The organism is Streptomyces sp. NPDC023838 (assembly GCF_040639555.1).
In the GTDB taxonomy this organism is placed as follows: domain Bacteria; phylum Actinomycetota; class Actinomycetes; order Streptomycetales; family Streptomycetaceae; genus Streptomyces.
Genome location: NZ_JBFAAD010000010.1, coordinates 33,785 through 46,869 on the forward strand (window position 1 = coordinate 33,785; position 13,085 = coordinate 46,869).

The 13,085-nt window shown below is 70.7% G+C and carries 11 protein-coding genes and 1 tRNA gene; 11 read left to right on the top strand and 1 reads right to left on the bottom strand.

The window, feature by feature from the left end; all coding sequences use genetic code 11:
* Nucleotides 1-367: 367 nt before the first annotated feature.
* On the bottom strand, nucleotides 368-1,468 hold the full coding sequence (locus AB0G17_RS15005; protein ID WP_361381282.1) for an LLM class flavin-dependent oxidoreductase: 1,101 nt from the start codon (nucleotides 1,466-1,468) through the stop codon (nucleotides 368-370).
* Nucleotides 1,469-1,634: 166 nt separating this feature from the next.
* Here AB0G17_RS15005 and AB0G17_RS15010 point away from each other — a divergent pair, with 166 nt between their 5' ends.
* From AB0G17_RS15010 to AB0G17_RS15060, 11 genes are all read left to right on the top strand, one after another.
* Nucleotides 1,635-3,020 (top strand): amidase, encoded by a 1,386-nt coding sequence (locus AB0G17_RS15010; RefSeq protein ID WP_361381286.1) that lies wholly within the window; start codon nucleotides 1,635-1,637, stop codon nucleotides 3,018-3,020.
* 42 nt (nucleotides 3,021-3,062) lie between these two features.
* Nucleotides 3,063-3,917, top strand: a complete 855-nt coding sequence (ehuB, locus tag AB0G17_RS15015) for an ectoine/hydroxyectoine ABC transporter substrate-binding protein EhuB (RefSeq protein WP_361381289.1) — start codon at nucleotides 3,063-3,065, stop codon at nucleotides 3,915-3,917.
* Nucleotides 3,914-4,573, top strand: a complete 660-nt coding sequence (gene ehuC / locus AB0G17_RS15020) for an ectoine/hydroxyectoine ABC transporter permease subunit EhuC (protein ID WP_361381292.1) — start codon at nucleotides 3,914-3,916, stop codon at nucleotides 4,571-4,573. The genes ehuB and ehuC overlap by 4 nt, the downstream gene beginning before the upstream one ends.
* Before the next feature lie 56 nt (nucleotides 4,574-4,629).
* The gene (gene ehuD / locus AB0G17_RS15025; protein WP_361381727.1) at nucleotides 4,630-5,247 is read left to right on the top strand and encodes an ectoine/hydroxyectoine ABC transporter permease subunit EhuD; all 618 of its coding nucleotides are present in this window, start codon (nucleotides 4,630-4,632) and stop codon (nucleotides 5,245-5,247) included.
* 58 nt (nucleotides 5,248-5,305) lie between these two features.
* Nucleotides 5,306-6,031 carry an ectoine/hydroxyectoine ABC transporter ATP-binding protein EhuA gene (gene ehuA, locus AB0G17_RS15030; protein ID WP_361381730.1) on the top strand — a complete coding sequence of 242 codons (726 nt, stop codon included), beginning with the start codon at nucleotides 5,306-5,308 and terminating at the stop codon, nucleotides 6,029-6,031.
* Nucleotides 6,032-6,208: 177 nt separating this feature from the next.
* Complete coding sequence (locus AB0G17_RS15035; protein ID WP_361381295.1) at nucleotides 6,209-6,967, top strand: IclR family transcriptional regulator C-terminal domain-containing protein; 759 nt, start codon at nucleotides 6,209-6,211, stop codon at nucleotides 6,965-6,967.
* A 72-nt stretch (nucleotides 6,968-7,039) separates the two neighbouring features.
* Nucleotides 7,040-7,116 (top strand) — tRNA-Lys (locus AB0G17_RS15040).
* 181 nt (nucleotides 7,117-7,297) lie between these two features.
* Nucleotides 7,298-8,869, top strand: a complete 1,572-nt coding sequence (locus tag AB0G17_RS15045; protein ID WP_361381298.1) for a sigma-70 family RNA polymerase sigma factor — start codon at nucleotides 7,298-7,300, stop codon at nucleotides 8,867-8,869.
* A gap of 478 nt (nucleotides 8,870-9,347) precedes the next feature.
* On the top strand, nucleotides 9,348-11,771 hold the full coding sequence (locus AB0G17_RS15050; RefSeq protein WP_361381301.1) for a non-reducing end alpha-L-arabinofuranosidase family hydrolase: 2,424 nt from the start codon (nucleotides 9,348-9,350) through the stop codon (nucleotides 11,769-11,771).
* Nucleotides 11,772-11,985: 214 nt separating this feature from the next.
* Nucleotides 11,986-12,537 carry a hypothetical protein gene (locus tag AB0G17_RS15055; RefSeq protein ID WP_361381304.1) on the top strand — a complete coding sequence of 184 codons (552 nt, stop codon included), beginning with the start codon at nucleotides 11,986-11,988 and terminating at the stop codon, nucleotides 12,535-12,537.
* Nucleotides 12,534-13,016, top strand: coding sequence for a group II truncated hemoglobin (locus tag AB0G17_RS15060; protein WP_361381307.1), 483 nt, complete (start codon nucleotides 12,534-12,536; stop codon nucleotides 13,014-13,016). The genes AB0G17_RS15055 and AB0G17_RS15060 overlap by 4 nt, the downstream gene beginning before the upstream one ends.
* Nucleotides 13,017-13,085: the final 69 nt, after the last annotated feature.

Here is a 13,085-nt window from a genome sequence, read left to right on the forward strand (position 1 = left end):
CGGTTGGAGCAGTGATAGCGATCCCGCCATGCCCGCGTCAATGGTCTGAACCAAATTGAGGACTAGACCAATTTGGACGCGAAACCGCTTGTCAGAGAGGGTGCGCCGGACGCACGAACCGCCCGCCACCATCCGTGACGAGCGGTTTTAAGGGTCCCTTATGGATCTTGGATCGGTCAGTGGACGCGGTGGACCACCGAGCCTGGAACCTTCATGATTCACCTACCGGGGATCACCGGCCGAGCCCTCGGCGATCACCCGGCCAGGCCCTGGGATCGCAGCGGTCGGGCCCCTGGCGACCCCCGGCCGGGCCTCCGGCGATCACCAGCCGGGTCGGGTGATCACCCTGCCGCCCCGCCCCCAGCAATCACGCCCCCCGCGCCCCGTACGCATCCGCGATCAGCTCGTACGAGCGCAGCCGCGCCTGCGGCCCGTGCGCGTTCGCGGTCAGCATCAGCTCGTCCGCGCCCGTGCGCTTCTGCAGCGCGTCGAGCCCGTCGCGTACCTGCTCGGCGGTCCCGGAGACCACGTTGGCGAGCCAGCCGTCGACGAACTCCCGCTCCAGCGGGCTGAAGGAGTACGCCGCCGCCTCCTCCGGGGTCGGCACCAGGCCCGGGCGGCCGGTGCGCAGCCGCACCATCGACAGGGCGTTGGTGAGCGTCTGGCGGCGCGCCTCCTCCTCGGTGTCGGCGGCCAGCGCCGAGACCCCGATCAGCGCGTACGGCGTGTCCAGCACCGCCGACGGCCGGAACGACTCGCGGTAGAGGTCCAGCGCGGGCACCGTGTTCGCGGCCGAGAAGTGGTGCGCGAACGCGAACGGCAGGCCGAGGACCCCGGCCAGGCGGGCGCTGAAGCCGGAGGAGCCGAGCAGCCAGATCGGCGGGCGCCCCGTGGGGCCCTGCACCGGGCCGGGCACGGCGTGGATCTTCGCGTACGGGTGCCCGTCCGGGAAGTCGTCGTCGAGGAACCGCGTCAACTCCGCCAGCTGCTGCGGGAATTCTTCCCCAGGCTCTCGGCTTCGCTCGAGCAGGGGAGACCCCATTGCGCCCTCGTTGAGAGGGTCCGTGCGGCGCAGGGCCGCCGCCGTCGCGCCGTCGGTGCCGGGCGCGCGCCCCAGGCCCAGGTCGATCCGCCCCGGCGCCAGCGCCTCCAGGGTGCCGAACTGCTCCGCGATCACCAGCGGCGCGTGGTTGGGCAGCATCACGCCGCCCGAGCCGAGCCGGATGCGGTCGGTGTGGGCGGCGAGGTGGGCCAGGATGACGGCCGGGGACGAGGAGGCGACGCCGGGCATCGAGTGGTGCTCGGCGACCCAGTGGCGGGTGAAGCCGCGCCGCTCGGCCAGCTTGGCGATCTCCACACTGGTCCGCAGGGCCGTGTTCGCGGTGTAGCCGCTGCCGACGGTCACCAGGTCCAGCACGGACAGGGGCACGGGCGCGCTGCCGAACGCCGTCCCTCGAATGTCGTCCACGTCACCCACGTCACCCACGTCGCCCACCGGTCCGCGCCTCCAGTTCGTTCCGTACGGATACGAGAGAGCTAACGGGAGGCTGTCTCCGTTTATTCCCGTCATTCCCGGCGCGCCCGCCACCCGCCCCGCCCGCTGTCGATCAACAAACACGGGTACGAACCCGGGCATGACCGATCCGACGACAGGCCTCACCTCGCTCGCAGACCTGACTGCCCGTCAACTTCTTGCCGGATACGGCAAAGGCGACTTCTCCCCGGCCGAGGCGGTCCGGGCCGTGCTCGACCGGGCCGCCGCCGTGCAGCCCCGGATCAACGCGTTCGTCCGGATCGACACCGAGGCGGCGCTCGCCCAGGCCGAGGCGTCCACCGCCCGGTGGCGGGCCGGGGAGCCGCTGGGGCTGCTCGACGGGGTGCCGGTGTCCGTCAAGGACGCCATCCCGGTGGCCGGCGGCCCGACCCTGCGCGGCTCCACGGCTCCGCCGGGACTGGGGCCCTGGGACGTGGACGCGCCCGCCGTGGCACGGCTGCGCGAGCACGGGGCGGTGTTCGTGGGGAAGACCACGATGCCCGAGTTCGGGTGGAAAGCGGTCACCGACTCGGCGCTCTCGGGGATCACCCGCAACCCACACGACCCCGCGCGCACGGCGGGCGGCTCCAGCGGTGGCAGCGCGGCGGCGGTGGCGGCCGGGGCGGCGCCGCTCTCGCTCGGCACCGACGGCGGCGGCTCGGTGCGCATCCCCGCCTCGTTCTGCGGGGTGGTCGGGCTGAAGCCGACGTACGGGCGGGTCCCGCTCTTCCCGCCCAGCCCCTTCGGCTCGCTCGCGCACCTCGGGCCGCTGGCGCGGGACGCGGCAGACACGGCGCTGCTGCTCGACGTGATCAGCGGGGCCGACTGGCGCGACTGGTCGGCGGACGAGGGCACCCAGCCGGTCTCGCCCCGCCTCGCCGAGGGCGTCAAGGGCCTGCGGGTCGCGTACTCGCCCTCCTTCGGCGGCCAGGTGGCCGTGCGCCCCGAGGTCGCGGCGGCGGTACGGGCGGGGGTGACCCGGCTCGCCGGGCTCGGCGCGTACGTGGAGGAGGCGGATCCGGACTTCGCGGACCCGGTGGCGGCCTTCCACACGCTGTGGTTCACGGGCGCGGCGCGGGTGGCCGGCATGCTCCCGTCGGAGCGGCGGGCGGCCCTGGAGCCGGGACTGCGGGAGATCGCGGAGCAGGGCGCGCGGTACAAGGCGCTCGACTACCTCGCCGCGCTCGACGTCCGCGCGGCGCTGGGCCACCGCATGGCCCGCTTCCACCGCAGCTACGACCTGCTGGTCACGCCCACCCTGCCGATCACCGCGTTCGAGGCGGGCGCGGAGGTCCCGACGGGCTCCGGCCTGCGCCGATGGACGGGCTGGACCCCGTTCACGTACCCCTTCAACATGACCTGCCAGCCGGCACTCACCGTCCCGGTCGGCACGGACGCGGCGGGCCTGCCCATCGGGCTCCAGCTGGTCGCCGCGCGCCACCGCGACGACCTCGTGCTGAGGGCGGCGTACGCACTGGAGAGCTGACCAGGACGCATGGCGGCGCCGAACGCGGGTAGCGGCGCCGCCATGGTTCGAGCAACTGCACGACGAACATTTCTCGCCGGAGGCGTCGGCGCGGCCCTCGCCGTCGCCGGCTGTTCCCGGGTGCCCGAAGGCGACGCGCTCGGGCGCCTCAGATCGCAGGGCACAGTACGGCTGGGGATCGCCGGAGAGGTTCCGTACGGCTATGTCGACGAGGACGGCCGGTTCACCGGCGAGGCGCCGGAACTCGCCAAAGTGATCTTCAAACGGCTGGGCATAGACCGCGTCCAGCCGGTCGCCACCGACTTCTCCTCCCTCATCCCCGGCCTCAACTCCCAGCAGTTCGACGTCGTCTCGGCCGGGATGTACATCAACAAGGAGCGCTGCGCGCAGGTGCTCTTCGCCGACCCCGAGTACCAGATGCTCGACGCGTTCATCGTGCGCAAGGGCAACCCCAAGGGGCTGCACTCGTACGAGGACGTGGTGCGCACCCGTGCCCGCTTCGCCACCGGGACCGGCTACTCGGAGATCAAGTACGCGGTGGCCGCCGGGATCCCCGAGAAGGACATCGTGATCCTCCAGGACCAGGTCGCCGGGTTGAACGCGGTGGAGTCCGGCCGCGTCGACGTGTTCGCCGGGACCGCGCTCACCACCCGCGCCGTGGTGAGCAAGAGCAGCCGCGCCGAGGCCACCGCCCCCTTCGCCGCCGTCGTCGACGGCAAGAAGAAGGTCGACGGCGGCGGCTTCGCCTTCCGGCCCACCGACACCACCCTGCGCGACGCGTTCAACGCCGAGCTCCACAAGATGCGCTCCAGCGGCGAGCTCTTCCGGATCCTGCGGCCGTTCGGCTTCACCCAGGCCGAGATGACCACCCTCACCGCCAAGGAGCTGTGCCGATGACGGCCGGACTGTGGCAGCACTGGGTGCTGCCGGGAATCTGGATCACCGTCCAGCTGACCGTGTACAGCGCGGCGCTGGCCGCCGCCGTCGCCTTCGGCGTCGGCATGGCGCGGACGCACCGCTCCCGGTTCGTCCGGTTCCTGGCCGGTTTCTACACCGAGGTCTTCCGGGGCACGTCCGCCCTGGTCCTGATGTTCTGGCTGTTCTTCGTGCTGCCGCCGCTGGTCGGCTGGCAGCTGGTGCCGATGTGGGCGGCCGTGCTGGCGCTCGGCCTCTCCTACGGCGCGTACGGCGCGGAGATCGTCCGGGGCGCGCTGAAGGCGGTCCCGAACGCCCAGCGCGAGGCGGGGATCGCGCTGAGCCTCACGCCGGGGCAGCGGATGCGGCTCGTACTGCTGCCGCAGGCGGTGCCGGAGATGATCCCGCCGTTCTGCAACCTGCTGGTCGAGCTGCTCAAGGGCACCGCACTGGTCTCGCTGCTCGGCGTCGGTGACGTGTCGTTCGCCGCGTACCTGGTCCGGCTCGCCACCCAGGACAGCGCCCAGATCTACAGCGTCACCCTCGTCGTCTACTTCGTCCTCGCCTTCGGGATCACCCGGGGCATGAAGGCGCTGGAGCGCCGCACCAAGGCCAATCTGGGGGTGACGGTCAAGTGACGCACTCGGCTGGGGCGGCGCAGTCCTCCTGGGACTGGTCCGCCGTCTGGGACTTCATGCCGCGCTTCTGGGACGGGGTGCTCGTCACCCTCCAGGTCCTGGCGCTCGGCTCGCTCATCTCGTTCTCGCTGGGTCTGGTGTGGGCGCTCGGCCTGCGCGCGCCGTCCCGGCTCGTGCGCTGGCCGGTGACCGCCGTCACCGAGTTCATCCGCACCACCCCGCTGCTGGTGCAGCTGTTCTTCCTGTTCTTCGTGCTGCCCGAGTGGGGCGTGAAGTTCTCCGCCCTGACCACCGGCGTCCTCGCCATCGGGCTGCACTACTCGACGTACACCGCGCAGGTCTACCGGGCCGGCATCGACGCCGTCCCCAAAGGGCAGTGGGAGGCGGCCACCGCGCTCAGCCTGCCCGCGCACCGGACCTGGCTGGCGGTGATCCTGCCGCAGGCGGTCCGCCGCATCGCGCCCGCGCTCGGCAACTACGTCATCTCGATGCTCAAGGACACCCCGCTGCTCGCCGGGATCAGCGTCCTCGAACTCCTCCAGCAGTCGCGTCTGGAGGGCGCGTCGACCTTCCAGTACACCGAGCCGCTGACCGTGGTCGGCGTCGCCTTCATCCTCATCGCCTATCCGGCTTCCCTTCTCGTACGAGCCCTGGAGCGCCGCCTTGCCCGCTGATCTCTCCCCCAAGCCCACCACCGCGCCGTCCGTCTCCCCTTCCTCCGACGGCCCGCTCATCACCTTCGACAACGTCACCAAGCGCTTCGGCTCCACGACCGTCCTGGACGACCTCTGCTTCTCGGTGCGGCCGGGCCGGCACGTCACGCTGATCGGGCCGTCCGGCTCCGGCAAGACCACGATCCTGCGGCTGCTGATGACCCTGGAGAAGCCCGACTCCGGGACGATTCAGGTCAATGGGGACCGGCTGTTTCCGGCTGCCGAGAGAGAGCGCCGGGAGGCCCGGAAGAAGATCGGGATGGTCTTCCAGCAGTTCAACCTCTTCCCCAACATGACCGTGCTGCGGAACATCACCGAGGCGCCGGTCCGGGTGCTCGGGCTCTCGCCCGACGAGGCCGAGGCGCGGGCGAAGGAGCTGCTCGACCTGGTGGGTCTGGCCGACCGCTGCGGGGCCAAGCCGTCGCAGCTCTCGGGCGGCCAGCAGCAGCGGGTGGCGATCGCGCGGGCCCTCGCCATGCGGCCCCAGGTGCTGCTTCTCGACGAGGTGACCTCCGCGCTCGACCCGGAGCTGGTGGCCGGGGTCCTCGACGTACTGCGTGACATCGCGACCACGACGGACATCACCATGCTCTGCGTCACCCACGAGATGAACTTCGCGCGCGACATCTCCGACGAGGTCATGATGTTCGATTCCGGGAAGGTGATCGAGTCGGGACCGCCGGAGAAAATCTTCGGCGGACCCGAGCACGAACGCACGCGCGAGTTCCTGGGCGCGGTGCTCTGACCTCACCTTTCGGCCAGAGAGCGTGCCTGTGGCATATGCCAGGAGGATGCGCCCCTGCGTACGGGCCGGGGCGCATCATCAATCTCGTCAACACCCCCACCGCAAAGGGGCCTTGGCGGCTATCTTGGAACGGTGAAGCTGTCCACCTTCGCAGCCTCGACCTGCTAGGGGGAAACCGTGGCGCTGAAGCCCGAGCCGACCGCGCCGTTCCATTCGGTGCAGTACGCCTTCCGCGTCCTGGAGACGATCTCCAAGCACGCGGGCGGAGTGACGGACGTCCAGATCGCACGAGAGACCGGTCTGCCGACCGCGCACCTCGCCTCCCTCCTGCTCATGCTCCGCTGCGAGGGCTATGTGGAGCAGGTCACCGACGGGGCGTACGTCATCGGCGACTCCACCGTCCTGCTGGGCTCCGGCGTGGTGCGCCAGCAGGCCCTTGAGGCCAAGCTCCAGAGCACGCTCACCGAACTGCGCGACTCGGTGGGCGCGGCGGTCTACATCAGCCGGTACATCGACGGCGAAGTGAAGATCACGCAGTACGCGGACGGACCCCGCGCGCCGAAGGTGAACGAGTGGGTGGACTTCCGCTCGGCGGCCCACGCCAGCGCGGTGGGCAAGTGCCTGCTCACCCAGCTCGACCAGAACGGGCGGCGCGACCACCTCTCCCGCCACAGGATCGCCCGGCTCACCTCGCGGACGATCACCAACGAGCGCGTGCTCTTCAGCAAGCTGGACAGCCAGCCCGCGACGGTCCCGGTCCTCGACCTCCAGGAGTACGCGGTGGGCACGGTCTGCGCGGCCGTCCCGCTCACGGCGGGCGCGGCGGTCGGCTGCCTGGCGCTCTCGCTGCCGATCGAGCACGCCCACCGGCTGCGCTCGGCGGCGGACACGCTGAACCGGCGGGCGGCCCCGGTGGTGCTGTCGCTGGCGATCTAGGCGTTTCGTTTCCGTAATCCGCGGGCGTCAGGAGCACCCCGTCGGACCAGGTAGTATTTTCTCTGTCAGCAGGCGCCGCTAGCTCAGTTGGTTAGAGCAGCTGACTCTTAATCAGCGGGTCCGGGGTTCGAGTCCCTGGCGGCGCACCATCTGCGACCTGGGCGTTCTCTCTTCGGAGAGGACGCCCTTGGTCGTTTTCGGGGTCTGGGCTGTCTCCCTCCGGGATCGTCGGAGCACGGGCTTTGGCCGCATCCCTCCGCCGACGCTAGGGTGTGGCGCCGTACTCGGCGGATCGCTCCCCTGAGGGAGGTGGGGGTGGGGATGGGGCTCATGGATCGGGACCACGCGGGGCTGGTCGTCGCGGCGCAGGCCGGTGACCGTCGGGCGCGTGAGGAGCTGATCGCCGCGTATCTGCCGTTGCTCTACAACATCGTCGGGCGAGCGCTGCGAGGCCATGCCGACGTCGACGACGTCGTCCAGGAAACCCTGCTGCGCGTGGTGCGCGACCTGCCCGCCCTGCGTGCCCCGGAGAGCTTCCGGTCCTGGCTGGTGTCGATCACGCTCCGGCAGATCAACACCCACTGGCACCGGCAGAAAACCTTCGCCGGGCGGACCACGGTCATCGACGAGGCGCGCGAGATACCGGACGTCGGCGCCGAACCCGAGGACGTAACGATCCTGCGTCTGCGTATGTCGGACGAGCGCCGTCAAGTCGTCGAAGCCGGCCGGTGGCTCGACCCGGACCATCGGGTGCTGCTGTCGCTGTGGTGGCAGGAGCGCGCCGGCTCGCTGAGCCGTGACGACATCGCCGCCGCGATGGGGCTCACTGTCGCCCACGTCGGAGTACGTGTGCAACGCATGCGCGAGCAACTCGATCTGAGCCGGACGATCGTCGCCGCGCTGGCGGCCGACCCGCGCTGTCCGCATCTCGACGCGACCCTCGGCGACTGGGACGGTGTCCCCGCGTCGGTGTGGCGCAAGCGGATCGCGCGGCACACCCGCAACTGCCCGGTCTGCATGGCGACGACGGCAGAACGGGTTCCGGCCGAACTACTGCTCCTCAGCCTCGCGCCGCTGGCCGTCCCGGCCGGACTCGTCGCCGCGCTGGCCGCCAAGGGCCTGCTGTCGGGTACGGCCACGAGCGCCGCCGGGCTGGCCACGGCACACGCCGCCGTCGGCACCGCGTCGGCGGGAGGCGCTCTGCACACCTCGCTGATCGGCAAGATCTACGCGGTGACCACTCAGCCGCTGGTGGGCCTCACCACCGGCGCGGTGCTCATCGCCGGGACCGCCACCTACGTGGCCTGGCCCGAACCCGAGCATCGGGCGCCCGGCGTCACCGCCGCTCCCACGGCCGGCCATCCCACGCCGATCCCGTCGCGCACCACCACCTCGCCCGCACCGTCCCCGGCGAGTCCGTCCCCGGTGAGTCCGTCCCCGGCGAGTCCATCCCCGGCCGCGGGCACTGTCGCGCTGGGCGCCCAGTCGCTGGAGTCCGTGGACGACCCCGCCCTGTACCTCACGTACGCCGGTGACTTCGCGGCGCTCGGCCCGGTCTCCGCCTCCAGCAGCGCGCAGACACGGCAGCGGGTCACCTTCACGGTCGTCCGGGGGCTGGCCGACACCCGGTGCGTCACCTTCCGCGCCGCCGACGGCCGCTTTCTGCGCCATCGGGACCTGCGGCTACGGCTGAGCACCAACGACGGCAGCGAACTGTTCCGTGAAGACGCCACCTTCTGTCCGCGCCCCGGAGCGGTCGCCGGGTCGGTGACCCTGCACGCGCACAACTATCCGGGATCGGTCCTCCGCCATCGCGACGGCGGCATCTGGCTCGACGGCTCCGACGGCACTCGGGCCTTCGCCGGCCAGGCTTCGTTCATTGTGCGCAAGGCCTGGGCCTGAGAACCGCTCCTTGAGCGTTTCGGATTCATCGACGGCTGCCTCGCCCTGCCCGGCTTGAAGCTCGCCCTGCCCGGCCTGAAGCTCGCCCTGCCCGGCCTGAAGCTCGCCCTGCCCGACTTGAAGCTCGCCGTGTCCCCGGCCTGAAGCTCGCCCTGCCCGGCCTCAAGGCTGATCACCGGCCCGAAAGCTGATCACCGGCCCGAAGGCCGATCACCGCCCTCTCCCCAGGGACGACCACGCCGCAGGGCTCCGCGTAACGCTTTCTGCCTGCGAGATGCATCACCGAGCAATCGTCCGGGCAGCGCGACTTTTCCGTTACGAGAGCGCGAGTTGGGGGGCCTCCCATTCGTGGGGTGCCCTTCCCGCCGCTCGCCATGGCGTGCCGGCGGGGCAGGGTTTCCCGACTTCCCCCGTAGACGTATCCCCTGAAGAAAGTCCCTCCAATGACGCGACACACCCGCGACCCCCGAGGAAAATCATGAAGGGCCTGCACCGGCTCGGCCGGCGTCGCCGAACACTGACGATTGGGCTGTCGGCCGGGGCGGTGGTGGCCGGCGTCGTGACGCTCCTGCCCAACTCCGCCGGAGCCGCGAGCCTGGGTACGCAGGCGGCCCCCTCGGGCAGGTACTTCGGCACCGCTGTCGCCGCCGGCAGACTCGGTGACTCGGCGTACGCCGCGATCGCGGACCGGGAGTTCAACATGATCACCCCGGAGAACGAGATGAAGTGGGACGCCATCGAGCCGTCCCGCGGCAACTTCAACTTCGGTCCCGCCGACCAGATCGTCAGCCATGCCATGGCACACGGCCAGCGCATGCGCGGCCACACCACGGTCTGGCACTCGCAGCTCCCGTCCTGGGTCAGCTCCATCCGCGACGCGAACACGCTGCGCAGCGTGATGAAGAACCACATCACCACCGAGATGACCCACTACAAGGGCAAGATCTACGCCTGGGACGTGGTCAACGAGGCGTTCGCCGACGGCGGCAGCGGCCAGCACCGCAGCTCTGTGTTCCAGAACGTGCTGGGCAACGGCTTCATCGAGGAGGCGTTCCGCACCGCCCGGGCGGCCGACTCCTCGGCCAAGCTCTGCTACAACGACTACAACATCGAGAACTGGACGGACGCCAAGACCCAGGGCGTCTACAGCATGGTCAGGGACTTCAAGTCCCGTGGCGTGCCGATCGACTGCGTAGGGTTCCAGAGCCACTTCGGCGCCGGCGGGCCGCCCGCCAGCTTCCGGACCACGCTGTCCAACTTCGCCGCCCTGGGCGTCGACGTCCAGATCACCGAACTGGACATCGCCCAGGCGTCGGCCACCAACTACGCCAACGCGGTCAACTCCTGCCTGTCCGTGGCCCGGTGCACCGGCATCACGGTATGGGGCGTCCGTGACCGCGACTCCTGGCGCAGTGGCGAGAGCCCCCTGCTGTTCGACAACAACGGCAATCCCAAGGCCGCGTACACCGCCGTCATCAACGCCCTCAAGGGCGCCCCCGCCCCCGGTACCACCGGCGGGCCCACGCCCACGGGCGGGCCGACCGGCGGCACCGGTACCGGTTCCGGTTCCGGTTCCGGTTCGGGGGAGATCAAGGGCGTCCCGTCGGGGCGTTGTATCGACATCAACGGCTTCACCACCGTCAACGGCACCCAGGCGCAGCTGTGGGACTGCAACGGCCAGACCAACCAGCGCTGGACCCACACCTCCAGCAAGCAGCTGAAGATCTACGGCGACAAGTGCCTGGACGCCAAGGGCACCGGCAACAGCACCGCGGTGGTCATCTGGGACTGCAACGGCAGCGCCGGCCAGCAGTGGAACATCAACACCAACGGCACGATCGCCGGCGTCCAGTCCGGGCTGTGCCTCGACGCCGTCGGCGCGGGCACCGCCAACGGCACCAAGATCCAGCTGTACTCCTGCTGGTCCGGCGGCAACCAGAAGTGGACCGGCCCGTCCGGGTCGTCGACCCCGACCACGCCCACGCCGACGGGCGGCAGCTGTGCCCTTCCGTCGACGTACCGGTGGAAGTCGACGGGTGCGCTGGCACAGCCGGCCAACGGGTGGCTCTCGCTGAAGGACTTCACCAGCGTGGTGTACAACGGCAAGCACCTGGTCTACGGGTCGAACGTGGCGGGATCGTCGTACGGCTCGATGGCGTTCAAGCCCTTCACCAACTGGTCGGACATGGCGTCGGCCGGCCAGACCGGGATGAGCCAGTCCGCGGTGGCGCCCACGCTGTTCTACTTCGCGCCCAAGAAGATCTGGGTGCTGGCGTCCCAGTGGAGCGGCGGCTGGCCCTTCAACTACCGCACGTCGAGCGACCCCACCAACCCCAACGGCTGGTCCGCCCCGCAGCCGCTGTTCACCGGTGGCATCCCGGGCGGCGCCCCGATCGACCAGACCCTGATCGCCGACGACAAGAACATGTACCTGTTCTTCGCCGGTGACAACGGCAAGATCTACCGGGCTAGCATGCCGATCGGGAACTTCCCGGGCAACTTCGGCTCGTCGTACACGACGGTCATGAGCGACTCGGTGAAGAACCTGTTCGAGGCGCCGCAGGTCTACAAGGTCCAGGGTCAGAACCAGTACCTCATGATCGTCGAGGCTCGGGGCGCCACTGAGCAGCGCTACTTCCGCTCGTTCACGGCCTCCAGCCTGAACGGTCCGTGGACCCCGCAGGCCGCCAGCGAGAGCAACCCCTTCGCGGGCAAGGCCAACAGCGGAGCCACCTGGACCAACGACATCAGCCACGGTGACCTGGTCCGCACCAACCCCGACCAGACCATGACCATCGACCCCTGCAACCTGCAGCTCCTCTACCAGGGCAAGTCCCCCACCGCGAGCGGCCCCTACGACAAGCTGCCGTACCGCCCGGGTGTCCTCACCCTGCAGCGCTGACCTGCCCGATCCACCGCCTCATCGGGGAACCCCGGCCGCGCGTCGGCCGGGGTTCCCCCCTCCCGGGGTCCGGGTCCCCGGCGCCGCACAGACGGAAGAAGCCCTTCGAAGAAGCCCTTCGCGGCAGCGAGGGGCTTCTTGCGTTGCCCGTACATGTTTCCGGCCCACGGCGAACACGCTTGGCACCCCGCCTTGCCCGCGTAATGCTGATTACATGATTACAGCCGAACAGCACGAGCAGCTTCGCGGCTGGTTCTCCGGCCGCATCCCGGACGGTCTCTATGAGCGTCTGGTCGAGGTGGTGGTCGACCGCGAGGAGATCACCGTCATCGGGCTCGTCCCCGAGCCGAAGCTCGCGGACGACGCCTCCCCCGCCGAGCGCACCGCCGCCCTCGACGGCCGCATCCAGGAATTCCGCGAGCGCACCCGCGACGAGCGCATCGCCGTGGCCCGCGAGGCCGAGCACCGCTACGGGCGCAAGGTGTCGTGGGGCGCCGAGTGCGGCGGCCGGCGCGCGATGTTCACGCAGGTCGCGGCCCCCGTCATGACCCGCCTGCGGCAGCCCGAACGCCAGGTCCTGGACACCCTGGTGGCCGGCGGGGTCGCCCGCAGTCGCAGCGACGCCCTTGCCTGGTGCGTACGCCTCGTACAGAGTCACACCGACGACTGGCTCGGGGAGCTGCGCGACTCCCTGGAGCGAGTAAGGGAAGTCCGCGCCCAGGGCCCCGACCGCGCGTCGGGGCCGGCCGAGGAGGAAAACGCATGAGCGACGCTCCGGGGATCCCCAGCGTCTACGAGTGGATGGGCGGCCAGGAGGCCCTGGACCGCCTGACCGAGGTCTTCTACGGACATGTGCACAAGGACCCCGTCCTGGCACCGGTGTTCGCGGCCGCCCCGGCCGAGCACGCCCACCACGTGGCGATCTGGCTGGCCGAGGTCTTCGGCGGCCCCGCCGACTACACCGCGGCCCACGGCGGCCACGACCACATGGCCGGGCGCCACCTCGGCCGGGGCATCACCGAGGAGCAGCGGCGGCGCTGGATCGCGCTGCTGATGGACGCGGCGGACGAGGTGGGGCTGCCCGACGACCCGGAGTTCCGGGCGGTGTTCGCGTACTACATCGAGTGGGGCACGCGGATGGCGCTCGTCTACTCGGGCCCGAACCCGCCGCCGGTGGTGGGGACGGGCGCGAGGGTGCCGAAGTGGGGCTGGAACCAGACCCCGCCGTGGCAGCCGAAGGCGTGAGCGCCCGGCGGTGACGTGACGCGGCGCGGGGCCGGCTCCGGCCGGCCCGGCCCGCGTGGCGGAGCCGCA

Excerpts from the sequence above, each read along its gene's own strand:
- AB0G17_RS15010 (WP_361381286.1), top strand. The coding sequence starts at position 1,635 with ATGACCGATCCGACGACAGGCCTCACCTCGCTCGCAGACCTGACTGCC.
- ehuB (WP_361381289.1), top strand. The coding sequence starts at position 3,063 with ATGGTTCGAGCAACTGCACGACGAACATTTCTCGCCGGAGGCGTCGGC.
- ehuC (WP_361381292.1), top strand. The coding sequence starts at position 3,914 with ATGACGGCCGGACTGTGGCAGCACTGGGTGCTGCCGGGAATCTGGATC.
- ehuD (WP_361381727.1), top strand. The coding sequence starts at position 4,630 with ATGCCGCGCTTCTGGGACGGGGTGCTCGTCACCCTCCAGGTCCTGGCG.
- AB0G17_RS15045 (WP_361381298.1), top strand. The coding sequence starts at position 7,298 with ATGGATCGGGACCACGCGGGGCTGGTCGTCGCGGCGCAGGCCGGTGAC.
- AB0G17_RS15050 (WP_361381301.1), top strand. The coding sequence starts at position 9,348 with ATGAAGGGCCTGCACCGGCTCGGCCGGCGTCGCCGAACACTGACGATT.
- AB0G17_RS15055 (WP_361381304.1), top strand. The coding sequence starts at position 11,986 with ATGATTACAGCCGAACAGCACGAGCAGCTTCGCGGCTGGTTCTCCGGC.
- AB0G17_RS15060 (WP_361381307.1), top strand. The coding sequence starts at position 12,534 with ATGAGCGACGCTCCGGGGATCCCCAGCGTCTACGAGTGGATGGGCGGC.